20 protein-coding genes and 4 tRNA genes are annotated in these 22,542 nt (G+C 37.7%); 7 read left to right on the plus strand and 17 right to left on the minus strand.

What is annotated here, in order from left to right:
• Positions 1 to 18: 18 nt before the first annotated feature.
• From pth to fruB, 4 genes are all read right to left on the minus strand, one after another.
• The gene (gene pth, locus NYR30_RS01640) at positions 19 to 603 is read right to left on the minus strand and encodes an aminoacyl-tRNA hydrolase (RefSeq protein ID WP_302501702.1); all 585 of its coding nucleotides are present in this window, start codon (positions 601 to 603) and stop codon (positions 19 to 21) included.
• Between the two features lie 186 nt (positions 604 to 789).
• Complete coding sequence (gene fruA / locus NYR30_RS01645; RefSeq protein WP_302501704.1) at positions 790 to 2,472, minus strand: PTS fructose transporter subunit IIBC; 1,683 nt, start codon at positions 2,470 to 2,472, stop codon at positions 790 to 792.
• A gap of 3 nt (positions 2,473 to 2,475) precedes the next feature.
• Complete coding sequence (gene fruK / locus NYR30_RS01650) at positions 2,476 to 3,414, minus strand: 1-phosphofructokinase (RefSeq protein WP_302501706.1); 939 nt, start codon at positions 3,412 to 3,414, stop codon at positions 2,476 to 2,478.
• Position 3,415: 1 nt separating this feature from the next.
• Positions 3,416 to 4,597 carry a fused PTS fructose transporter subunit IIA/HPr protein gene (gene fruB, locus NYR30_RS01655; protein ID WP_302501708.1) on the minus strand — a complete coding sequence of 394 codons (1,182 nt, stop codon included), beginning with the start codon at positions 4,595 to 4,597 and terminating at the stop codon, positions 3,416 to 3,418.
• Positions 4,598 to 5,014: 417 nt separating this feature from the next.
• On the opposite strand from fruB, the gene NYR30_RS01660 reads away from it, so the two are divergent.
• Positions 5,015 to 6,328: an anaerobic C4-dicarboxylate transporter gene (locus tag NYR30_RS01660; protein WP_066106492.1), complete on the plus strand. Its 1,314-nt coding sequence runs from the start codon at positions 5,015 to 5,017 to the stop codon at positions 6,326 to 6,328.
• A gap of 74 nt (positions 6,329 to 6,402) precedes the next feature.
• Here NYR30_RS01660 and NYR30_RS01665 read toward each other — a convergent pair whose 3' ends face one another.
• The 6 genes from NYR30_RS01665 to NYR30_RS01690 all read right to left on the minus strand — a co-directional run bounded on the left by NYR30_RS01665 (position 6,403) and on the right by NYR30_RS01690 (position 12,309).
• Complete coding sequence (locus tag NYR30_RS01665; protein WP_066106494.1) at positions 6,403 to 6,789, minus strand: YbaN family protein; 387 nt, start codon at positions 6,787 to 6,789, stop codon at positions 6,403 to 6,405.
• Between the two features lie 99 nt (positions 6,790 to 6,888).
• Positions 6,889 to 8,085, minus strand: a complete 1,197-nt coding sequence (locus NYR30_RS01670; protein ID WP_302501711.1) for an ornithine--oxo-acid transaminase — start codon at positions 8,083 to 8,085, stop codon at positions 6,889 to 6,891.
• Positions 8,086 to 8,311: 226 nt separating this feature from the next.
• Positions 8,312 to 9,559: an ATP-dependent protease ATP-binding subunit ClpX gene (gene clpX, locus NYR30_RS01675; protein WP_066112688.1), complete on the minus strand. Its 1,248-nt coding sequence runs from the start codon at positions 9,557 to 9,559 to the stop codon at positions 8,312 to 8,314.
• 15 nt (positions 9,560 to 9,574) lie between these two features.
• Positions 9,575 to 10,159: an ATP-dependent Clp endopeptidase proteolytic subunit ClpP gene (gene clpP, locus NYR30_RS01680; protein WP_066106502.1), complete on the minus strand. Its 585-nt coding sequence runs from the start codon at positions 10,157 to 10,159 to the stop codon at positions 9,575 to 9,577.
• A gap of 111 nt (positions 10,160 to 10,270) precedes the next feature.
• Positions 10,271 to 11,572, minus strand: a complete 1,302-nt coding sequence (tig, locus tag NYR30_RS01685; RefSeq protein ID WP_066112690.1) for a trigger factor — start codon at positions 11,570 to 11,572, stop codon at positions 10,271 to 10,273.
• Between the two features lie 197 nt (positions 11,573 to 11,769).
• Positions 11,770 to 12,309, minus strand: a complete 540-nt coding sequence (locus NYR30_RS01690) for a cytochrome b (RefSeq protein ID WP_066112692.1) — start codon at positions 12,307 to 12,309, stop codon at positions 11,770 to 11,772.
• Positions 12,310 to 12,424: 115 nt separating this feature from the next.
• Here NYR30_RS01690 and NYR30_RS01695 point away from each other — a divergent pair, with 115 nt between their 5' ends.
• On the plus strand, positions 12,425 to 13,240 hold the full coding sequence (locus NYR30_RS01695; RefSeq protein WP_066106510.1) for an SDR family oxidoreductase: 816 nt from the start codon (positions 12,425 to 12,427) through the stop codon (positions 13,238 to 13,240).
• A gap of 42 nt (positions 13,241 to 13,282) precedes the next feature.
• On the opposite strand, the gene NYR30_RS01700 is transcribed toward NYR30_RS01695, so the two are convergent.
• The 6 genes from NYR30_RS01700 to nagB all read right to left on the minus strand — a co-directional run bounded on the left by NYR30_RS01700 (position 13,283) and on the right by nagB (position 15,794).
• Positions 13,283 to 13,357 (minus strand) — tRNA-Gln (locus NYR30_RS01700).
• A gap of 28 nt (positions 13,358 to 13,385) precedes the next feature.
• Positions 13,386 to 13,460, minus strand: a tRNA-Gln gene (locus NYR30_RS01705).
• Positions 13,461 to 13,468: 8 nt separating this feature from the next.
• Positions 13,469 to 13,553, minus strand: a tRNA-Leu gene (locus NYR30_RS01710).
• 4 nt (positions 13,554 to 13,557) lie between these two features.
• Positions 13,558 to 13,634 (minus strand) — tRNA-Met (locus tag NYR30_RS01715).
• Between the two features lie 205 nt (positions 13,635 to 13,839).
• Positions 13,840 to 14,985 (minus strand): N-acetylglucosamine-6-phosphate deacetylase, encoded by a 1,146-nt coding sequence (gene nagA / locus NYR30_RS01720; RefSeq protein WP_302501714.1) that lies wholly within the window; start codon positions 14,983 to 14,985, stop codon positions 13,840 to 13,842.
• Positions 14,982 to 15,794, minus strand: a complete 813-nt coding sequence (gene nagB / locus NYR30_RS01725; RefSeq protein ID WP_065237862.1) for a glucosamine-6-phosphate deaminase — start codon at positions 15,792 to 15,794, stop codon at positions 14,982 to 14,984. Before nagB ends, nagA begins: the two co-directional genes overlap by 4 nt.
• Positions 15,795 to 16,120: 326 nt before the next feature.
• On the opposite strand from nagB, the gene glyQ reads away from it, so the two are divergent.
• The 5 genes from glyQ (at position 16,121) to glyS (ending at position 20,769) form a co-directional block, all read left to right on the plus strand.
• Positions 16,121 to 17,029 carry a glycine--tRNA ligase subunit alpha gene (gene glyQ, locus NYR30_RS01730; protein ID WP_065237861.1) on the plus strand — a complete coding sequence of 303 codons (909 nt, stop codon included), beginning with the start codon at positions 16,121 to 16,123 and terminating at the stop codon, positions 17,027 to 17,029.
• 32 nt (positions 17,030 to 17,061) lie between these two features.
• Positions 17,062 to 17,679, plus strand: a complete 618-nt coding sequence (locus tag NYR30_RS01735; protein ID WP_302501719.1) for a glutathione S-transferase — start codon at positions 17,062 to 17,064, stop codon at positions 17,677 to 17,679.
• 20 nt (positions 17,680 to 17,699) lie between these two features.
• Entirely contained in the window at positions 17,700 to 17,969 is a 270-nt protein-coding gene (locus NYR30_RS01740) for a hypothetical protein (protein WP_302501721.1), read from the plus strand.
• Between the two features lie 114 nt (positions 17,970 to 18,083).
• Positions 18,084 to 18,665, plus strand: coding sequence for a hypothetical protein (locus NYR30_RS01745; protein WP_302501723.1), 582 nt, complete (start codon positions 18,084 to 18,086; stop codon positions 18,663 to 18,665).
• Positions 18,666 to 18,699: 34 nt separating this feature from the next.
• The gene (gene glyS, locus NYR30_RS01750) at positions 18,700 to 20,769 is read left to right on the plus strand and encodes a glycine--tRNA ligase subunit beta (protein WP_302501724.1); all 2,070 of its coding nucleotides are present in this window, start codon (positions 18,700 to 18,702) and stop codon (positions 20,767 to 20,769) included.
• Positions 20,770 to 21,175: 406 nt separating this feature from the next.
• On the opposite strand, the gene NYR30_RS01755 is transcribed toward glyS, so the two are convergent.
• Complete coding sequence (locus tag NYR30_RS01755) at positions 21,176 to 22,540, minus strand: sodium-dependent transporter (RefSeq protein WP_302501726.1); 1,365 nt, start codon at positions 22,538 to 22,540, stop codon at positions 21,176 to 21,178.
• Positions 22,541 to 22,542: the final 2 nt, after the last annotated feature.

Genomic DNA, 22,542 nt, shown 5'->3' on the forward strand with positions numbered 1-22,542 from the left:
ATTTATCCTTGTCTGTTTTTAGGCGCGGAATCCATTTAAGCGGTTCATCGCTTTATCGATTCCATCTTTGATTAATATTTCAATACAGCTTTCAGCTTCGTCTAATGCTTTATCAATAAGTTGTTGATCTTGCGGAGCCGGCTTGCTTAATACATAAGCAGCAACTAAATTTTTATCGCCAGGATGACCAATACCCACGCGTAAACGGTAGAAATTTTTGCTATTTGCTAATTGCGCAATAATATCTTTTAGACCGTTGTGTCCGCCATGACCACCGCCGAGTTTTAATTTCACGCTACCCGGTGGTAAATCTAATTCATCATGAATAACTAAAATTTCTTCAGGTAAAATCCGATAAAAAGTGGCTAAAGCACCTACTGATTTCCCACTTAGATTCATAAAGGTAGTTGGTACTAAAAGACGTACATCTTGCCCAGCGATCGTTGCTATTGCTGTTTTGCCGAAAAATTTATTTTCATCTTTTAAATTGAGGTTAAAACGGTGAGCTAAGCGCTCAATTAACCATTCACCAGCATTATGGCGAGTATCACTATATTTACTGCCCGGATTGCCTAGTCCTACAATCAATTTAATTTTTGCCACAATTACTTATCCTGTCGCTAAAAACGGCTTGCTATTGTATGCAAAAACGCCTGTTTCTACAATCGCAATTGGTGGATTTGCTGAAACTTATGTATGAATTTCACCAATAAAAAATGATGTACTTTGCTGACAAAATAAAAAAGTCTAGCGGGGCGCTAGACTTTTCTTTGCTAAATTAATTAAGAATTAAGCTTCTAATGTTTTTGGTTTAATCATTGCATAAAGCACACCGGTTAAAATACTACCAGCAGCAATTGCAACTAAATAAAGTAATACTGGTTGGATTGCACCTGGAATGGCTAATACAAAGATACCGCCATGTGGTGCCATTAATTGCACACCAAATACCATTGATAATGCACCAGTTAATGCACCACCAAGCATACAGCTTGGAATAACACGCATTGGGTCACGTGCCGCAAATGGAATTGCCCCTTCAGAGATAAAGCATAAGCCAAGAACAAAAGAGGCTTTACCGCCTTCTAATTCATTAGCGGTGAATTTTTTACGAGCGATAAAGGTTGCAATCCCCATACCAAGAGCCGGCACCATACCTGCCGCCATTACTGCTGCCATTGGTAAGTAAGAAGATGAAGCTAATAGACCTACACCAAAAGTATAAGCGGCTTTGTTAATTGGACCACCCATATCAAAGCACATCATTGCACCAAGGATAATACCAAGAACAACTGCGCTGCCTGATTGCATACCTTTTAAGAATTCAGTCATACTGTTCATCAACCAAGCTACTGGCTCACCTACGATATAGATCATAATTAAACCAACAATTAATGTTGAGAAGAATGGAATAATTAAGATCGGTTTTAACGCATTCATCGTTTGTGGCAGTTTTACGTGATCATTGATCGCTTTCGCTACATAACCTGCTAAGAAACCGGAAATAATACCACCGATAAAACCAGCACCAAGTGAGCTTGCTAACATACCGCCAACAAGACCTGGAGTTAACCCTGGACGGTCAGCAATAGAGTAAGCGATATAACCGGAAAGAATTGGAATCATTAAAGCAAAGGCACTGCCGCCACCAATCTTCATTAATGCTGCAGCTAATGTTCCTTCTTGTTTGAATGCTTCGATACCAAATACGAAAGAAAGTGCAATAATTAAACCACCAGCAACCACCATTGGTAACATATGTGATACACCAGTCATTAAGTGGCTATAGATACCTTTCTTCTCACCTTTCTCTTTGCTATCAGCTTTAGCAGCAGCGCTATTATCTTGTTTGTGGTGATATGGTTTCGCTTCTTTAAATGCTTTATCAAATTCTTGTGCAGTTTTCTTTAATGCTAAACCAGTTGAAGTGTGGTACATCAATTTGCCATCAAACTTACTGAGATCAACGTCAATATCGGTTGCAATAAAGACTAAATCCGCTGCAGCAACATCTTCTGAAGAAATAAGATTACTTGCGCCCACTTGGCCGCGAGTTTCAACTTTCACATTCCAGCCTTGTTTTTGGCAGTAAGTTGAAATTGCTTCCGCCGCCATAAAGGTATGTGCTACCCCGGTTGGACAAGCAGTAACTGCAACAATATTTAATGGGCGATCAGCTGCCGGAGCTGCTGCATCGTCAGTAGCTTGATATGCACTTGCATTAGCTACTGCTTGTTGAATGGTTGCTTCCGGCGCATTAAATGCTTGTTCAAAAGTAGTTAAGTAAACTTTTTTACCAGCAAAAGCAGGATTATTGTTAAGTTTTTGTCCTAATACGATCACCATATCTGCATCTTGTAATTGTGCAGCAACTTGGTGATTTTGTTGCGCGGCAGCTTTTGCCACCATTTGTTTTAATAAGAATAACGTCGCGTTACCACGTTTTTCTTGAGAATGGAGATAGATATTCATTGGTTATTCCTCAATTTTTGTAATCTTAACTTGATCTAGCAGTTGATTTAATGCTTGTTTGTCGGCAACGCCCACATTGCTTTGTGATACGGCTAATGCAGAAACCGCTGAAGCAAAACGTAATGTTTGTTCTTGTGACAGGGCGTGTTGAGTACCATAAATCAAACCAGCCACCATAGAATCACCGGCACCAACCGTACTGACAACATTGGTACATTTAGGTGGTTTTGCTTGTAATACGCCTTGATCACTGATCCAAAGTGAACCTTCAGCTCCCATAGAAATGATCACATTTGCAATGCCTTCGGCTTTGAGTTGTTTTGCAGCAGCAATGATTTCTGCGATTGAATTTAATGGTTTGCCAATCCAAGCTTCTAATTCACGATGATTTGGTTTTACTAACCAAGGAGCAGCTTTTAAGCCTGCGGTAAGTGCGGCATTACTGCTATCCAATACTACTTTGGTTTGTTGCCCTAATGCTTTGAGCCAATTTTTAAATGCTTTAGTATCAACACCTTTTGGTAAGCTGCCACAAACCGCGACCAAATCATAATCTTTTGCCCAAGCAAATGATTGATTAACAAATTTCTGCCAATCATCAGACGACACTTGATAACCTAAGAAGTTAAGATCAGTTACATCTGCTTCGGTTTCGGTAATTTTTACATTGATACGAGTTTTACCCGCGACACGTTGAAAACGATCATCTAAACCGAGTTGTTGAAACATTTGGATAAAATCGCCTTGATTATCTTCACCAAGGAAACCGCTGACGGTGACAGGAAGATCCAGATCGTGTAATACTTTAGCGACATTGATTCCTTTCCCTGCTGGATAGATACCAAGAGTTTCAACAGTATTCACTTCGCCAAGTTGGATTCGCGGTAAGCGTCCTACTAAATCAAAGGCGGTGTTGAGTGTAATAGTTGCAATACGAGGCATATTATTCTCCTAAGCCTGCGTTAATTGCTTCACCAATGCCTTTTAACGCTTGTTCTGCATCTTCACCTTCAGCGATGAAACATAAGCGTTGACCTTTAGTTGTTCCTAAACCAACCACTTTCATTAAGCTTTTCGCACTAACAAATGCGGTATCACGATCAACATTTCTTACTTGAATGGTTGCTTTATATTTTTTCACTTCATTGATTAACACTGCTGATGGACGAGCGTGTAAACCATGTTCGTTTTTCACAATAAAGGTTGCTTCGAGTTGTCCTGGTGCAGCTTGCGGAGCAGCGCTTGCGTTTTCTGTAGCTGGTGCAACAGCAGGTTCAGCTTGAGTAGCTGGCGCAGCAGCTTCAGCAACAGTAACAGCTTTGCCTTGTAAGGCAGCTTGAACTTGTTCAGCATTGCCTTTTAATAATACTTGTTGGCATTGCGGATCTAATAAATTGACTAATAAGTTATCAACTTTTTCATCGACGCTAGCAACGGTAACTACTGCAGCGATTTGTTTGTTATTGTGTTGGAACGCTTGTTTTGGACGTGCAACCGCAATTGCGTTTTTGCTATTACCAACAGCGCTATCATTTACCCAAATGCCATTACCTAGTGGTAATGCCGGAGAAGCGATCACTTCGCTAACAAATTGAGTATCAACGGCAGCGGCTTCTTGTAATTTAGCTGCATTGATTGCAGTAAGCGTTAATAAGCTGTTGGTATCTACATCTAATGAAATAAAGGCAGCATCAACGATATTGCCATTAAAGAGTGAAATAAAATCTTGTGGATTCGTCGTTTTTGCTAATTTTTCAGCAATCTCTTCATCACCGAGCAAATGGGTTAATTGACGTAAAATTGCGAGGTGTTCGTCTGATTTTGCCGCAATCCCAATTACTAAATAGGCAATATTGTTATCGCTCCATTTGACGCCATTTGGGAATTGGAAAATTTGCACACCAGTTTGTTTTACTAAGTGGCGAGTATCCAATGTACCATGTGGAATGGCGATACCATTGCCTAAAAAAGTTGATGTTTGTTGTTCACGTGCAAGCATACCTTGAAGATAGCCTTCTTCCACTAAGCCTTTATTGATAAATGCTTGTGCTACAGCGGTGATCGCTTGCTGTTTATCATCAGCTTTTTCACCTAGATGGATGTCATTTTCGATAAGATTAAACACGAGGACTCCTTAGATTATTGTCAGTCAAAGATAAAATCGGCTAATTTTAACCCAATTTATTTTATAAGGAAAAATAATTCTGTTTTTTCTAAGTATATTTTTATTTACCATAGCGATATATTTTAATTTTTTGGCTATAAAAGTTAAATTTTAATTAAATAAAAATAACTAATGTTATGCGGTTGGGTTCATTCTGTTCTGGATATTTAAGAAATATATTTCTACGAGCTATTCATAAATTATTTTAATCCTATTCAATAATAAAATTCATATTTCACAGGCTTACTATACTGTCGAAAATTGATAAAAATCAGCCTTTTAGGAAATTTTTTTGATACAATTCGCGACACTTCTATTGAAAGATTTTTAGAAGTAGGACTTTAATCGTTTATCAACAATAATTAATTTGGAACTATTATGTTTTTATTACAATTTGCTCTTGTTTTATTGTGTATCTTAATTGGTGCTCGCATTGGCGGTATCGGTTTAGGTGTTATGGGTGGGGTAGGCTTAGCCATACTTTCTTTTGGTTTTGACTTAAAACCAACGAGCCCACCTATTGATGTAATGTTAATGATTATGGCTGTAGTTTCGGCTGCAGCAGCTATGCAAGCAGCCGGCGGTCTAAATTATATGATTAAGATCGCTACACGTATTTTACGGAAAAATCCTAAATATATTACATTTTTAGCACCAGCCGTAACGTATATCTTTACTATTTTTGCTGGTACAGGACATGTTGCTTATTCTGTATTACCTGTAATCGCTGAAGTTAGCCGCCATAATGGAATCCGCCCAGAACGTCCTTTATCTATGGCGGTAATCGCATCACAATTTTCTATTGTAGCAAGTCCTATTGCGGCTGCAGTTGTTGCTTGTGTTGCATATTTGGAGCCTCAAGGAATAACATTAACTAATGTATTAAGTGTTACCATTCCTTCAACTACACTTGGTATTGCTTTAGCTTGCGTATTTGTTAATAAAATGGGTAAGGAGTTAAAAGATGACCCTCATTATCAACAATTACTTAAAGATCCTGCATATGCGGAAAACAATGTTACCCTTCTAGATGAAGAAAAAATGGAAGTAACCAAAGAAGCAAAAATATCTGTTTCATTATTCTTGCTTGGTGCTTTATTAGTTGTAATTATGGGGGCGTTTCCTAACTTAAGACCTAGCTTCGATGGTAAGGCTATGGGGATGGCACACACTATTGAAATTATTATGTTAACTATTGGTGCCTTTATTATCTTAACTTGTAAGCCAGATGGAAATAAAATTACACAAGGTTCTGTATTCCATGCCGGTATGCGTGCTATTGTTGCTATCTTTGGTATTGCTTGGTTAGGTGATACATTAACAACAGCACATCTTGCAGAAGTAAAAGAAGCTGTATCAGGGTTAGTTGAGTTTGCACCTTGGACATTCGCTTTAGCATTATTTGCTCTTTCTGTTATGGTAAATAGTCAAGGCGCAACAACAGCGGTTTTGGTTCCATTAGGGATTTCTTTAGGATTACCGCCTTATGTTATTATCGCAACATTTGTTGCTGTAAATGGTTATTTCTTTATCCCAAATTATGGTCCGATTATTGCATCTATTGACTTTGATACCACAGGTACAACTCGTATAGGTAAGTATATTTTTAACCATAGTTTTATGATTCCAGGCTTATTAAGCCTAATATTCAGCTTAATTTTTGGTTTCGTTTTTGCAGGTTTATTCCTATAGTTTGAACACCTGATCTAAATAAAAATCCCCTTACTTTTGTAAAAAGGAGGGGATTTCTTTTATAAACCATTTAACTATGATGCGTTTTCATCTATTTGTGTATTGGGTAATGTCTTAATCCAAAAGAAAAAGAACCAATATTCAATTAAAAGTAGGATAACAATGCTGATTTTGCCAAGAATATGTGGAACAGCATAAGCAGATAATGCCATCATCAAAGTAGAAATACATAAAATATAAATTTTTGCTTTTTTCGTTAGTGCACGTTGTTCATTGAAGGTTTTTAGATATTTATGATAAATGCGGCTTTGTTTAAACCATGCCTCTAGACGCGGCGAGCTTTTGCCAAAGAAAAAGAGGGTGCAAAGTAGAAATGGTGTTGTTGGCAATACGGGTAAAAAAGTCCCTAAAATACCTAAAATTAAACAGAGAAAACCAAGTGAAATATAAAAATATCGCATTATATTAGCTATCTTATTGAGAAAAATTCTCAATAAGATAGCAGTTTTTAATAGTAAAAGAAACTAGCCAACATTGTAGTGGATAGGTTCTGAGATAGTTTAAACGGTTAACACTTCTTTAATTTTACTTAATGCCCAGTCAAGATCAGCTTTTTCGATCACTAATGGCGGGGAGAAACGGATAACATTATCGTGAGTTTCCTTGCAAAGTAAGCCTTTCTCTTTTAACGCTTCACAATATGGTCGCGCTGCTTTGGTAAGTTCTAAACCAATAAACAAGCCTTTACCGCGTACTTCTTTAATATAAGGGTATTCGATTTTTTTCAGCTCATTGAGAAAGTATTCACCTAATTCAAGTGAACGTTCTGCTAATTTTTCTTGTTCCAATACATCTAAAGCGGCAAGAGATACTGCGCAGGCTAATGGATTACCACCAAAGGTAGAACCATGAGAACCAGGGTTAAAGACGCCAAGGATCTCTTTATCAGCAACAACACAAGAGATAGGGAACACACCGCCACCAAGCGCTTTGCCGAGAATATACATATCAGGGATCACATTTTCCCATTCACACGCGAATAGTTTACCAGTACGTCCTAATCCTGATTGAATTTCATCAGCAATAAATAGCACATTATGTTGTTTACACAGTGCAAGAGCTTGTTGCAGATAACCTTTTGGTGGAATGACGATACCAGCTTCACCTTGGATCGGTTCTACCAAAAAGGCAGCTGTATTTGGCGTAATCGCTTGTGCTAACGCATCAAGATCGCCATAAGGAACTAACTTAATACCGCCGAGTAATGGGCCAAAACCACGCTGGTAATCTTTTTCGGAAGAGAGCGAAACTGCGGCCATTGTTCTACCATGAAAATTACCGACACAAGCAATGATTTCTGCCTGATTATTTGCGATCCCTTTTACATCATAGCCCCAACGGCGTGCCGCTTTAATTGCGGTTTCTACTGCTTCTGAACCGGTGTTCATCGGTAATGCCATTGTTTTACCCGCCAGTTTACAAACTCGTTCATACCAAGGGCCAAGTTGATCATTAAAAAACGCGCGGGAAGTTAAGGTAACGCGATCAGCTTGATCTTTTAAGGCTTGAATGATTTTAGGATGGCAATGACCTTGATTAACAGCAGAATAGGCACTCAACATATCTAAATAACGCTTTCCTTCTGGATCTTCTACCCAAATTCCTTTGGCTTTACTAATTACAATGGGTAAGGGTAAATAATTGTTTGCTCCATATTGTTCAGTTTGTTGAATTAGTTGTTGTGATGAAATAGGCATATTTACCCTCCTAAATGTTAAAAAGATGTAATAAATTGTTTGAATTTTAACAATATTTATGGTGGAAGAAATAAGGAGTTGTTGATTTTATGATCTGTATCGCACTTTTCTGCACTTGATAGCTGAAAATAAAAGGGGAAATGTGAGATAAATTGCTAGCAATTGTAGCAAAATGGAGTAAGCCCCTCTTTTATGACTTTATCAGCTAATAGAGGGGCAAAAATGATTAATACTCTAATTTTGGTAGTGCTTTGTTGTCGATAACATCTTTATCAATAATAACTTTCTTCAAGCCTGTTAAGGAAGGTAGGTCATACATAGTATCGAGTAAGATGTTTTCTACAATAGAGCGTAAACCGCGCGCACCTGTTTTCCGCGCTAATGCTTTTTTCGCAATTGCGGTTAGCGCTTCAGGAGAAAATTCAAGCTCGACATTTTCTAGTTTAAACAAAGCTTGATATTGTTTGATTAACGCATTTTTTGGCACAGTGAGAATACTGATTAGCGCTTCTTCATCTAGTTCCGCTAAAGAGGCGATTACTGGTAAACGTCCAACAAATTCAGGAATTAAACCAAATTTAATCAGGTCTTCAGTTTCTACTTGTGCGAATAATTGACTGATATTTTCTTTTTTATCGTCAATTTTCACTTCAGCACTAAAACCAATACCGCGATCTTTATGGGTACGTTTCTCAATAATTTTATCTAAACCAGCGAATGCACCGCCGCAGATGAATAAGATTTTTGAAGTATCCACTTTTAATGAATCTTGTTGTGGATGCTTACGGCCGCCTTGTGGTGGCACAGCAGCGATTGTACCTTCAACAAGTTTGAGTAACGCTTGTTGCACGCCTTCACCAGAAACATCTCGCGTAATTGATGGATTTTCTGATTTGCGGGTAATCTTATCAATTTCATCAATATAGATGATTCCTTGTTGCGCTTTTTCGATATCGTAATCGCAGTTTTGTAACAGGCGTAGAATAATGTTTTCTACGTCTTCACCGACGTAACCAGCTTCAGTTAAGGTAGTGGCGTCAGCAATCGCAAAAGGCACATTAAGTTGTCTTGCTAATGTTTGTGCTAAGAAAGTTTTTCCACTTCCGGTTGGCCCGATCAGCAAAATATTACTTTTACCTAGTTCAACATCAAGATTATCATCATTGCTGCGTAAACGTTTATAGTGGTTATATACTGCCACTGCTAAAGTTTTTTTCGCGTGTTCTTGGCCAATAACGTAAGTATCTAAATGAGCGCGAATTTCGTGTGGAGTCGGCAGTTTCTCTAAAGGAGCTTTTTTCTGCTCGCTTGCAGTTTCTTTATTAGCTTCTGCTGCCAATAGATCGTGGCAAGTTTCAACACATTCATTGCAAATGTAACCAGAAACACCCGCAATCAGTTTCTCAACTTCATGTTTCTCTTTGCCACAAAGTGAACAAAAAAACTTTTCGTTATTTTCTGATTTATCTGACATAGTTTTCTCGCTTAGTTATTCTCGATGAGTCAGTACGGTATCAATCAATCCATATTGTTGTGCTGCTTGTGCTGACATAAAGTTATCACGATCAGTATCTTTTTCGATAACTTCTAACGGTTGGCCAGTATGGAAAGCTAAACGTTGATTGAGCGTTTCTTTAATTTTCAAGATTTCTTGAGCATGAATTTGAATATCTGATGCTTGTCCTCTAAATCCACCTAAAGGTTGATGAATCATGATGCGAGAGTGCGGTAACGCAAAGCGTTTTCCGGCAGTACCGCCAGCAAGTAAAAATGCACCCATTGAGCAAGCTTGACCAATACAAAGCGTACGTACATCAGGTTTAATAAATTGCATTGTATCGTAGATCGCCATTCCTGCCGTAACAGAACCACCAGGTGAATTGATATAAATATTAATATCTTGCTCCGGGTTTTCTGATTCTAAGAATAATAACTGGGCGACGATAAGATTCGCCATATTATCTTCAACTTCTCCAGTAAGGAAAATGACACGCTCTTTGAGTAGGCGAGAATAAATATCGAAAGAACGTTCGCCACGCGCCGTTTGTTCGATAACCATAGGGACTAATGCCATATTTGCTCCTATTGTCAGCAAACCTCAGTGAGGCAGCAATAAAAAATAGAAAAAGTGCGGCTTAAAAGTAACCGCACTTAATAACTAGAATGATGATAATTTATCGATTAATTATGCACGTGGTGCATTCATAATATCATCGAAAGATTTTTCAACTTCAGATACTTGTGCTTTAGCAAGAATTGCATCAACCGCTTGTTCTTCTAATACAACATTACGAATGTTGTTAGAAAGTTCTTTGTTGTTGCTGTAGTAATCAACAACTTCTTGTGGTTGTTCATAAGCTGAAGCGATGCTTGCGATCATTGCTTTCACGCGATCTTCATCAACTTTTAATTCGTTGCTAGAAATGACTTTGCTAAGTAATAAGCCAACTTTCACACGACGTTTTGCTTGTTCTTCAAAAATTTCACGTGGTAATTCTAATGCTTGTTTTGCATTGCCACCGAAACGCTGTGCAGCTTGCTGACGTAATACATCAATTTCTTGATCTACTGCTGAGCTTGGTACATCAAGTTCATTTTGTTCAAGTAAGCCATCAAGCACTTGAGTTTTGATATTTGCAGTTACTGCATTATCAAGTTCACGTTGCATATTTTTCACAATTTCGTTGCGAAGATCTGCCACAGTTTTGGTGTTTGGACCAAATTTAGCAACGAATTCATCAGTAAGTTCTGGTAATACCATTACTTCTACTTTCTTCAAGGTAATTGCGAATTTAGCTGGTTTACCTTTTAAGTTTTCTGCGTGATATTCTGCTGGGAAAGTCACATCAATTTCGAATTGATCGCCTGCTTTGTGGCCAACGATGCCATCTTCAAAACCAGGAATCATGCGGCCTTGGCCCATAAATAATACGAAGTCAGTTGCTTTACCGCCTTCAAATTCTTCGCCGTCGATTGAACCAACGAAATCGATAGTCACGCGGCTGTCAGCTTGTGCAGCTTCGTCTTTTTCTTCCCAAGTTGCTTGTTGTTTACGTAAAGTATCAACCATTTTATCTACATCAGCGTCAGTGATTTTAACAACTGGTTTTTCTACTTTGATATTTTCTAAACCTTTGATTTCAACTTCTGGATAAACTTCAAAAGTTGCAGAGAAAGTTAAATCTTCACCGATTTTATATTGTTCTGGGGTGAAAGTAGGACGGCTTGCTAAGTCAATTTTTTCTTGAATGATCGCATCAAAGAAATGACGTTGCATTACATCACCTAAAACATCTTGGCGAGCTGATGCGCCGAAACGTTTTTCAATAATGCTTGGTGGAACTTTTCCTTTACGGAATCCATCGATACGAGCAGTTTTTGCTACTCTTTTTAATTCTTCACGAACAGCTTGTTCAATGACATCTGCCGGTACAGTAATGCTAATACGGCGTTCTAATCCTTGAGTGGTTTCTACTGAAATTTGCATTTATGCTACCTCAAAAAAATAATTGTACTCGGCAATTTAGGCTACCGAACACGCAAAAAAACCGTTGTTATTTACAATAACACGAGTGTACTAAAAATTTTGAACGCCCGATTATATCTTATTCACTGGTAATATGTCGAGAAAGCGAGTGATAAAAACGGGCAGTTGTTTATTGTTCGTTCAATTTATCTGGAAAGTTATTTCGATTTATGCGGCATCATCCTTAATAACGTATTATCTTTGACAATATAGTGATGATATAGCGCGGCAATGGCATGCAATGCAATCAGAATTAATGCACCATTTGCAAGTGTTTCATGAATTTCTTTGAGAGTATGAGCCAAACCAGGATTAGCCGTAAAACCCGACAGAATCGGAAAACCTAAAAATGAAACTGCAAAACCTTTATTTAAAACGGTTAATGATCCCAAAATCGGTAACAGAATGAAAACAAGATATAACGCTAAATGGACATAATGCGCCAATTTAGTTTGCCATACTGGTGGAGTTGGCGTAATGGCTGGTGTTTTACTTAGATAAAGATGGCGTAATCCAATGCGAATAATCACCACTAACCAAACGCAAATTCCTAGAGTAAAGTGAGTACTCATCATTAATTGATGCCAATCATAGGTTAAATCGAGAGATTTTAATTTGACGCTAAGATAAGTGAGAATAATGAAGAGTAATGATAGCCAGTGAAAGAAAATCTGAATTTTTGGGTATTTTTCCTGCATGATGAGTTCCTAGAGTAAAGAGTAATGTAATAACGGCTTGTGCTTTGATTTTATTGTCTTACAATTAGTTCAAAGTGAGTGTCGTTATTTTAAGCTAAGAGTTAATAAAATAGATATGAAAAGTGTCGCTATTATTGGATTAGGTTGGCTTGGATTTCCTTTAGCTCGTTATTTACAGAGTTTGGGCTGGGAAGTCAAAGGTAGTAAACGAACGCATGAAGGTGTGGAACGAATGCGTTTACAGCGTGTTGAAAGTTACTATCTTGAATTGACCCCAGAAGTGAATGCCGATCCTGATGATCTTGAAGCCTTACTAAATGTTGATAGTCTTGTTATCAATATCCCACCGAGTGAATACTTCTTTGATTTAAATAGCTATGTATTAGGTATAGAAAACTTATTGACGGAAGCGCTACTGCATAATGTGCAGCATATTGTCTTTATTAGCTCAACCTCTGTTTATCCGATGATCTCTGGTGTGTTTGATGAAGAATATTTGCCGACACCAACCTCTGATGTGGGTAAAGCATTATTAGAAATTGAGCAACGTTTATTAGAATTAAAAGATATTGATGTCGATATTATCCGTTTTGGTGGTTTAGTTGGTGAAGATCGTCACCCTGTTCATCATTTATCTGGCAAAGAGAATTTATCAGGTGGTTTGCAAACGGTAAATTTAGTGCATTTAACCGATTGTCTGCGTGCTATTCAATTATTATTGGAAACGCCAACTTATCAACGTTGTTTTAATTTAGTGGCGCCGGTACATCCGATGAGAAAAGATTTTTATACAAAAGCGGCAGAAAAGTTAGCCTTACCATTACCGCATTTCAACGAAGACGATAATGTGATGGAACGGATTATTGCAGCTAATAAAATTTGTCATGAATTGGATTTTGTTTATCAGTATCCAGATCCGGAAATGATGTAATAACGTTGTAAAGTGAAAATGGTAATAACAAAGGAAGTAAGATGGCTGGGGTACTAGGATTCGAACCTAGGGATGCCGAGATCAAAACCCGGTGCCTTACCGCTTGGCGATACCCCAACAGGGAAAATAATTGATTTAAAAGAGATGGCTGGGGTACTAGGATTCGAACCTAGGGATGCCGAGATCAAAACCCGGTGCCTTACCGCTTGGCGATACCCCAACTTAAAATGGTGCGGGAAGAGGGACTTGAACCCACACACCTCACGGCGCCAGAACCTAAATCTGGTGCGTCTACCAATTTCGCCATTCCCGCTAACTGGTGGCTACGACGGGATTCGAACCTGTGACCCCAACATTATGAGTGTTGTGCTCTAACCAACTGAGCTACGTAGCCATTCGCTTTTGCGGCGCTAATTATGCTGATATATCCTACCCTCGTCAACAACTTTTTTTAGAAAAAAAGATTTTTTAGCTTGTTCGCATAGAGAATAGACAATTTGTTCATTTTTTTACAAATTTAATGAATAGATAGAGGAAAAACCATAGAAAAGAGAAAGATTGTGATGAGATTTATTCATCACAATCTATATAGAAAAGTATTAATTAAATAACCACTTACCATTAACAGCGGTACCTAATACCTCAAATTTGTGGTTAAACGCAGTAAGATTTGCAATCTTACCGGCTTCGATACTGCCTAGTTGATGATCAACACGAATTGCTCTTGCAGGGTATAATGTTGCCATACGAATTGCTTCGTCTAAATTGATACCAACTTCATTTACACAATTTTGAATGGCTTCGATCATTGTGACTGCTGAACCGCCAATAGTGCCATTAGCATCATAACATTTATGATCTCGGACATAGACAGTCTTACCGACAAATTGGAATGATTCAATATCTGCCCCTGCTGCGGCAGTAGCGTCAGTGACTAAACATAATTTGTCTTGTTTACACTGTTTAGCGATACGCACATTACCATAAGTGACGTGTAAGCCATCTACGATAATGCCAGTATAAACATTAGGATTATCTAACACAGCACCCACTACTCCCATATTTCGACCAGAGGAAACCGGAGACATTGCATTATGTAAGTGAGTTGCAAAGGTAGCACCTTGAGCAAAACGTTGATTTGCGACTTCACTGCTTGCATTAGAGTGACCAATCGAAACAATAATTCCTTTATCAATAAATTGTGGAATAAAGTCAGCGGTTGGATTTTCTGCTGCAATAGTTATTTTGCTAATAACTTCTGCGTTATCACATAAGAACGCTAACATTTCATCAGAAATTTCACGAATAAACTCTTCGCGATGGACACCCTTTTTCTCTTTGCTGAGATAAGGGCCTTCCAAATGTAGGCCTAATGCTTGATTTTTATGCTTCGCTAAATAGTCACGCATTACGGTAATAGCGCGTTTCATTTCTTCATCAGGTGCAGTAATAAAAGTAGGTAAAAAGCTAGTTGTTCCTGATTTGAGATTGGTTGCCTGCATAATTTCTAAGGTTTTAACAGAGCAATTATCATTAAACATTACTCCACCACAACCATTAAGTTGCAGATCAATAAAGCCAGCAGATAAGTTAGCACCGTTTAGATCAACTTGTTCAAGATTTGTAGGGAGATCTTGGTGTTTTACGATATTTTCAATTTTGTCTTCGTTGATGATAACTGCGTGATCATACAATACTTGAGAGCCAGTATAGATAACGCAGTTAGTTAATGCATATTGTTTCATTTTAATTCTCTTACACTGTGAATAGCGTGTGATTCTAATTCTTTAAAATATTTGACAGTTTTCACTTTTAATTCTTGGGTAGCGGCTTCATCACAAACAAAAATTGCACGACTATGCATTTGTAATGCACTGATTGTCCAAAGATGATTTACTGCTCCTTCAACTCCAGCTTGTAATGCTAGGGCTTTACGATAACCAGTGATTAATAACATTACTTCTTCAGCATCTAATAATGTACCAACACCAATGGTTAATGCATATTTTGGTACTTGGTTAATATCATTATTAAAGAAACGTGAATTCGCAATCAGGGTATCTTCATTTAATGTTTTGATACGGGTACGAGAAGATAGAGATGAGCCTGGTTCATTAAATGCGATATGACCATCTTCACCTACACCGCCCATAAATAAATGAATTTTCCCGTAAGATTTAATTTTATCTTCATAACGTTGGCATTCTGCATCGTGGTCATCAGTATTGCCGTTAAGAATATTAATATTTTCGTGTTGGATATCAACATGATTGAAGAAGTTATTGAACATAAAAGAGTGATAACTTTCAGGATGTTCTTTTGGTAATCCTACATATTCATCCATATTAAACGTAACAACGTGTTTAAAACTGACTTCCCCTTGTTGATAAAGTTTGATTAACTCTTTATAGGTGGCGAGTGGGGTACCGCCAGTTGGTAAACCTAAAACGAAAGGACGTTCTGCAGTTGGAGCAAAACGATTGATACTATCGACAATATGGCGAGCTGCCCATTTAGCAACTTGTTGATCATTTTGTAATGGAATAAGACGCATAAGATGGCTCCTTGTTTAATGGATAAATTTTAAAATAAAACTTCATTATTTTTATTATAACATTAATTTTGCTCCAAAGTTTATTTTTTCTTAGTTTTTGCAGAATGTTTTTTGTGCAGAAAATGGTAGATTTTTATTCAATGTTGTTTGTATTTAAAAATTAAAAAAATGGTGAAGATAATCTGCGCAAAAATACTTTTTGTTAGAAGTATTCTGGATTAAAACAGCATATAAAAATCAGAGGATGCTAGCTGCTTTAGCCTACTCAATCCAATAAAAATCAAGTAGAATATGCGAATTTATGTAAACTGATCGAAGATTTTATTATGACTACACAATTTAATATCAAAACATTCCAAGGCATGATCTTGGCGTTACAAGCATATTGGGCAGAACAAGGTTGTACGATTGTGCAGCCGTTTGATATGGAAGTTGGTGCAGGGACATCGCACCCGATGACGGCATTACGCGCATTAGGCCCAGAACCAATGGCATTTGCTTATGTACAACCTTCTCGCCGTCCAACTGATGGTCGTTATGGGGAAAATCCAAACCGTTTACAACACTACTATCAGTTCCAAGTAGTAATTAAACCTTCACCAGACAATATCCAAGAACTTTATTTAGGTTCGTTAAAAATGCTTGGCTTTGATCCAACCCAAAATGATATCCGTTTTGTTGAAGATAACTGGGAAAATCCAACTTTAGGTGCATGGGGGCTTGGTTGGGAAGTGTGGCTAAATGGTATGGAAGTGACACAATTTACTTATTTCCAACAAGTTGGTGGTTTGGAGTGCAGACCAGTAACAGGTGAAATTACCTATGGTTTAGAACGTTTAGCAATGTATATTCAAGGTGTGGACAGTGTTTATGATCTTGTTTGGTCAGATGGGCCATTAGGTAAAACAACATATGGTGATGTGTTCCATCAAAATGAAGTAGAGCAATCAACATATAACTTTGAATATGCTGATGTTGACTTCTTATTTAAATGTTTTGAGCAATATGAAAAAGAAGCACAATACTTACTCTCTTTAGAGAAACCATTACCATTACCGGCTTATGAAAGAATTTTAAAAGCTGCACATAGTTTTAACTTACTAGATGCACGTAAAGCGATTTCAGTAACTGAACGCCAACGTTATATTTTACGAATTCGTGCACTAACGAAAGGCGTTGCCGAAGCCTATTATGCAAGTCGTGAAGCATTAGGTTTCCCTGGTTGCAAAAAATAATTTCTAACCCTTTAATTATGAGGAGAATGAAGATGAAACTTTGGTATTCCACAACAAGTGCTTTCGCTCGTAAAGCAAGAGCAACATTACAATATCATCAACTCGAAGATCAGATTGAATTATTAAAAATCACCAACTCATTTGATCCTAACTCTCCTCATAATAAAGATAATCCATTAGGCAGAATCCCTGCTTTACAGATGGAAAATGGTGAATGGCTGTTTGGGAGTTTATTGATTAGTGAATACTTGGATAGTATCGGTTCACAACCGACATTATTTCCAATGAATGGTAAACGCTGGCAAGTATTGGCACTCCATGCGTTAGTAGAAGGTATTTTGGAAAATACCACTCCGACTATTGTGGCTGAACGTCGTTTTCGCCCTGAAAATGAGTGGTGGACAGCAAGGCACCAACAACTAATGGAAAGAAATATCCGTAGTTTTGTGCAGCTTGAAGAAAAGCTTGCTCAGTTTGGTGATGAATTAAATATTGGTACGTTAAGTGCCGTCTGTTTAATTGATTGGTGGACATTCCGTTTAGAAAATACCGGATTTAATTTAGCGGAACATTTTCCTAAATTAGTCGCATGGGCAGCGAAAATGGATGAGAAATATCCTTGCTTGCAAGCAACAAAACCAACAGCATAAACAATTTTAGGATGATCAAAATGACAAAACCGGTTTTATTTTTTGCCCATCTTTGCCCTGATACAGCGCCTTTTGTAGCAGAGTTATCCCGCTTAAATGTGGAATATGAAAGCGTTAGTATTTTGGAGAGTATGGCAAATCTGAAACGTTTTTTACGTTTACGTGATCAACATTCAGCTTTCGATTCAGTGAAAGCGAATGGTTATGCTGGTGTTCCAGCTTTAGTTGTTGGCGATGATGTGATTTTAGATACTGAGCGACTTGCAGTTTATTTTTCGCCAAAAGCGTAATCGTGAATTACAACGGCATTGATAAAAGTTTGATTATTACAAGTGATAAATTCGCTAAACCAATATCGATAGTGGAATATCGATATGAGCCTCAATAAGACTTGGAGATATACAATGAAGAAAGTTATCTTTTCTTTTTTACTTTTGATCAGTTCTTTTGTGAGTGCGAAAAGTGTGCAATACAGTGTAAAAGATCTTTATGGTGATTGGCATTGCCAAATTGAACATAAAGATCATAATGCAAAAGTTTTAGCAGATTATCGTTTAGATAAGAATGGAACAGCTCAGATTTTTTCGATGTTAATGTTTCCAGCAAAGGAATTGCCTGATGCTAAGTTTCTGAGCATATTGTATTACAGCTATGCAATGATTGGAAAATGGGCATTAGTTAATGATGAGATCATAATTAAGATTGAAAATGTGATTAATGTTCAAAATGAAAGTAATTATCTGGCTAAACAAGAAATTGAAAAGAATGCTGAATTAAAACAAATTGCACAGCGATTTGTTGAACAAATTAAACAAAGAAAACTTTCAGGGATAACTGATAAGCAACAGATTCAAATTAAATCCTTTGAAAGAGAGGATAAAGCGAAAGATGCAATGATGATTGCAAATGATAAAACGAAAGGTTTTTGTACAAGACCTTTAAATCCTAAAATTTGGTCTGAAAATTTTAAACAAGTTTTTCCATAAGATATAGATATATTTGTTATTAGAGAACAATAAGATGACAACACAAAACTTCCTCGCCGAAATCGGCACTGAAGAGCTACCACCGAAAGCTCTGAAAAAATTAGCGGTGGCATTTGCAGATAATTTCACTGCGGAGTTAAATAATGCAGGTTTAACTTTTGATAAAGTGGAATGGTTTGCGGCACCACGCCGTTTGGCAGTGAAAGTACATAACTTAATTACTGAACAACCAAGTAAAACGATTGAAAAACGTGGTCCAGCCGTATCAGTAGCATTTGATGCAGAAGGTAAACCGACTAAAGCGGCAGAAGGTTGGGCAAGAGGTTGTGGAATTACAGTTGATCAAGCGGAACGTGTTAGCACCGATAAAGGCGAATGGTTACTTTATCGCAGCGTTGAGCAAGGTAAACCAACAAAAGCACTGTTAGTTGATTTAGTAGCAGCGGCATTAGCAAAATTACCAATTCCAAAACCAATGCGTTGGGGCGATAAAAGCGAACAATTTATTCGTCCAGTGCATACAGTAACATTACTATTTGGTGATGAGTTAATCGAAGGTACGATTCTTGGTGTGGCAAGTGCTCGCACTATTCGTGGTCACCGTTTCTTAGGTGAAGCTGAATTTACTATTGATAATGCAGATCAATATCCACAATTGTTGGCGGAAAAAGGTTGTGTAATTGCGGATTTTGCGGAACGTAAAGCGATTATTCGTCGTGATGCAGAACAAGCTGCTGCGAAAGTAGGCGGTATTGCAGATATTGAAGAAGATCTATTAGAAGAAGTAACTTCATTGGTTGAATTCCCGGTCGTAATGACAGCAAAATTTGAAGAACGTTTCTTAGCTGTGCCGGCGGAAGCTTTAGTTTACACAATGAAAGGCGACCAAAAATATTTCCCAATTTATGATCAAAATGGCAAGTTGTTACCACACTTCATTTTTGTTTCTAATATTAACCCAGCAGATCAAAGCTCAGTTATTCAAGGAAATGAAAAAGTCGTACGCCCACGTCTAAGTGATGCGGAATTCTTCTTTAAAACAGACTTAAAACAACGTTTGGAAGATAACTTACCACGTTTGCAAACCGTATTGTTCCAACAACAATTAGGTACGCTATTTGATAAAACCCAACGTATTGAAAAATTAAGCGGTGAAATCGCACAACAAATTGGCGCTAATGTGCAACAAGCACAACGTGCAGGTTTATTATCAAAATGCGATTTGATGACTAATATGGTGTTTGAATTTACCGATACACAAGGTGTAATGGGAATGCACTATGCGCGTCACGATGGCGAAGATGAAGAAGTGGCGGTTGCATTAAATGAACAATATATGCCACGTTTTGCTGGTGATGAATTACCACGTAGCTTAGTAGCGTGTTCAGTGGCATTAGCAGATAAATTCGATACTTTAGTGGGAATTTTCGGTATTGGTCAGCATCCAAAAGGGGATAAAGATCCATTTGCATTACGTCGTGCCGCATTAGGGGTATTGCGTATTATTGTAGAGAAAAATTTACCATTGGATTTAGTTGATTTAACTGAAAAAGCAGCACAACTTTATGGTGATAAACTCACTAATAAAGCGGTAGTTGCTGAAGTGGTTGATTTTATCCTAGGTCGTTTCCGCGCTTGGTATCAAGATGAAGGTTATGCAATTGATACTATTCAAGCGGTATTAGCGTGTCGTCCAACCAAACCGGCTGATTTTGATGCACGTGTGAAAGCGGTAAGTCATTTCCGTACCCTTGAAGCAGCGCAATCGTTAGCTGCAGCAAATAAACGTGTGCAAAATATTTTGTCAAAAGTGGAAGGAGAATTACCGCAACACATCGATCTTGCTTTATGCCAAGAAGCGCAAGAAGTTACTCTTGCTGAACGTGTCTTAGAATTACAACGTGAATTACAGCCGTTATTTGCAAAAGGTGATTATCAAACAGCACTAGATCAACTCGCGGACTTACGTGAAAGCGTGGATAATTTCTTTGATAATGTGATGGTTAATGCAGAGGATGCTAAATTGCGTCAGAACCGTTTGGCGATTTTAAATACTTTGCAAGGGCTATTCTTGCAAGTTGCGGATATTTCGTTATTGCAATAATTAGGTATTATTGGGATATGTTGAAAAGGAAGAACTTGGTTCTTCCCAGTTTATTGACAAAGTCAATGATAAAACTTTTAGCTAAATTATTTCTTATCTAAAATTTAGGTTTCGCCCTAAAGGGCGACCTACTTTTCTTTGTATGTCCAAAGAAAAGTAGGCAAAAGAAATACACCCTCGCACTCTTGCTAATCCTCATTCCAATAAGATTTTCCGGGCGGCAAAAAAAGAGATTTTTCTCGCCAGCTCGAAAAATTGACAGCTTTTTTTGCCTGAAAATCTTATTTGCATTCGGGCAAGAGTAAGAGGGACCCCAAAGCTATTTTATAGAAGTTTTTGACAAAATTTAGGTTTGTCAGCAGTCTGGGAAGAACTTGGTTCTTCCTTTTTTAATGCAATGAAATAGTTAGATCAGATTGCTGATAAAAATCACAATAATCACCAATGGCACAACATATTTAACATAGTTGAACCACCAACTTGCTAATTTAGAATTTTCCGCTAAACGTAATTCTCGTTTGGCCTCTTCTTTCATTACATAACCGACGAAGATCGCACAGCATAGTGCAGTTAGCATAAATAGAATATTGCCACTAATAAAATCAAAGGCATCAAAGATATTTTTGCCAAATAATCGAATATCATGCCATGGACCATAACTAAGAATAGAGGGTACGTTACCTAAGATGAAGATCGCACCTAAGACTATTAAAATTGCTAAACGACGATTAATTTTAGTTTTCTCTTGGATTGCCGTAATGATCACTTCATAGATAGTCAATGATGTGGTTAATGCGGCGATCAGCAATAGGCTAAAGAAGATAATCGCAAAGAATTTACCTGCCCACATATGAGAAAACACAATCGGTAAACTTTGGAATACCAATGTCGGGCCTGAATTTGGCGCGATGCCGAAGGTAAATAATGATGGGAAAATCATAAAGCCAGCTAATACGGCAATAATTGTATTAACAAAGCCTGTAATCACTGCGGTTTGTACTAGGTTTTCCCCTTTTTTTAAATAGCTAGAAAGCGTAACAATAACACCGAAACCAAGACTTAAAGCAAAAAAGACTTGCCCTAAGACAAATACAAACAATTGAGGAGTAATTTTAGAAAAATCAGGTTTAAGATAAAAAACAATTCCTTCCCAAGCGCCCGGTAGAGTAATGTTACGGATTACCATACAGATCAAAAAGATAAACAGCAGCGGCATTAGATATTTTACTGACTTCTCAATACCGTCAATGACGCCTTTTACTAAGATAATGTAATTTACTAATACGAAAATGAAAGTGTAAAGGCTAATCAATACTGGATTATCCATTACCGTTGTCTGGAAAAAGTTTTTTGTTATTTCAGCGGTAATTGGTTGGCTAATATCAAGGCTGCCACCAAAAAGGCTCACGATATAATTAATTACCCAACCGCCAAGCACCATATAATATGCCATTATGCAAAATGAGCCTAAAATACTTAAATAACCAACGAGTTTCCAGAAAGAGGGAATAGGCTTACCATTAATTTTACCTGTAAAAGAGTCGATGGCATTAACGCGGATACGACGACCAATCACATTTTCCACTAAGATCATTGGAATTCCGATCAATAACATCGCCACACAAAATAGGAATACATAAGCGCCGCCGCCATTTTCACCGACTAAATAAGGAAAGCGCCAAGTAGCACCAAAACCAACCGTTGCCCCGGCAACTGTTAATACGTAGGTCAGTCGGCTAGACCAAGTTTGTCTTTCTGTTTTTGTTGTCATAA

This window comes from Gallibacterium salpingitidis, from assembly GCF_030517105.1.
Classification (GTDB): domain Bacteria; phylum Pseudomonadota; class Gammaproteobacteria; order Enterobacterales; family Pasteurellaceae; genus Gallibacterium; species Gallibacterium salpingitidis.

Excerpts from the sequence above, each read along its gene's own strand:
- NYR30_RS01745 (WP_302501723.1), top strand. The coding sequence starts at position 18,084 with ATGAAGAAAGTTATCTTTTCTTTTTTACTTTTGATCAGTTCTTTTGTG.
- tig (WP_066112690.1), bottom strand. The coding sequence starts at position 11,572 with ATGCAAATTTCAGTAGAAACCACTCAAGGATTAGAACGCCGTATTAGC.
- NYR30_RS01690 (WP_066112692.1), bottom strand. The coding sequence starts at position 12,309 with ATGCAGGAAAAATACCCAAAAATTCAGATTTTCTTTCACTGGCTATCA.
- NYR30_RS01735 (WP_302501719.1), top strand. The coding sequence starts at position 17,062 with ATGAAACTTTGGTATTCCACAACAAGTGCTTTCGCTCGTAAAGCAAGA.
- fruK (WP_302501706.1), bottom strand. The coding sequence starts at position 3,414 with ATGCCTCGTATTGCAACTATTACACTCAACACCGCCTTTGATTTAGTA.
- nagB (WP_065237862.1), bottom strand. The coding sequence starts at position 15,794 with ATGCGTCTTATTCCATTACAAAATGATCAACAAGTTGCTAAATGGGCA.
- NYR30_RS01755 (WP_302501726.1), bottom strand. The coding sequence starts at position 22,540 with ATGACAACAAAAACAGAAAGACAAACTTGGTCTAGCCGACTGACCTAC.
- NYR30_RS01665 (WP_066106494.1), bottom strand. The coding sequence starts at position 6,789 with ATGCGATATTTTTATATTTCACTTGGTTTTCTCTGTTTAATTTTAGGT.
- fruA (WP_302501704.1), bottom strand. The coding sequence starts at position 2,472 with ATGAATATCTATCTCCATTCTCAAGAAAAACGTGGTAACGCGACGTTA.
- NYR30_RS01670 (WP_302501711.1), bottom strand. The coding sequence starts at position 8,085 with ATGCCTATTTCATCACAACAACTAATTCAACAAACTGAACAATATGGA.
- clpP (WP_066106502.1), bottom strand. The coding sequence starts at position 10,159 with ATGGCATTAGTCCCTATGGTTATCGAACAAACGGCGCGTGGCGAACGT.
- NYR30_RS01660 (WP_066106492.1), top strand. The coding sequence starts at position 5,015 with ATGTTTTTATTACAATTTGCTCTTGTTTTATTGTGTATCTTAATTGGT.
- NYR30_RS01740 (WP_302501721.1), top strand. The coding sequence starts at position 17,700 with ATGACAAAACCGGTTTTATTTTTTGCCCATCTTTGCCCTGATACAGCG.
- NYR30_RS01695 (WP_066106510.1), top strand. The coding sequence starts at position 12,425 with ATGAAAAGTGTCGCTATTATTGGATTAGGTTGGCTTGGATTTCCTTTA.
- clpX (WP_066112688.1), bottom strand. The coding sequence starts at position 9,559 with ATGTCAGATAAATCAGAAAATAACGAAAAGTTTTTTTGTTCACTTTGT.
- nagA (WP_302501714.1), bottom strand. The coding sequence starts at position 14,985 with ATGAAACAATATGCATTAACTAACTGCGTTATCTATACTGGCTCTCAA.
- glyS (WP_302501724.1), top strand. The coding sequence starts at position 18,700 with ATGACAACACAAAACTTCCTCGCCGAAATCGGCACTGAAGAGCTACCA.
- glyQ (WP_065237861.1), top strand. The coding sequence starts at position 16,121 with ATGACTACACAATTTAATATCAAAACATTCCAAGGCATGATCTTGGCG.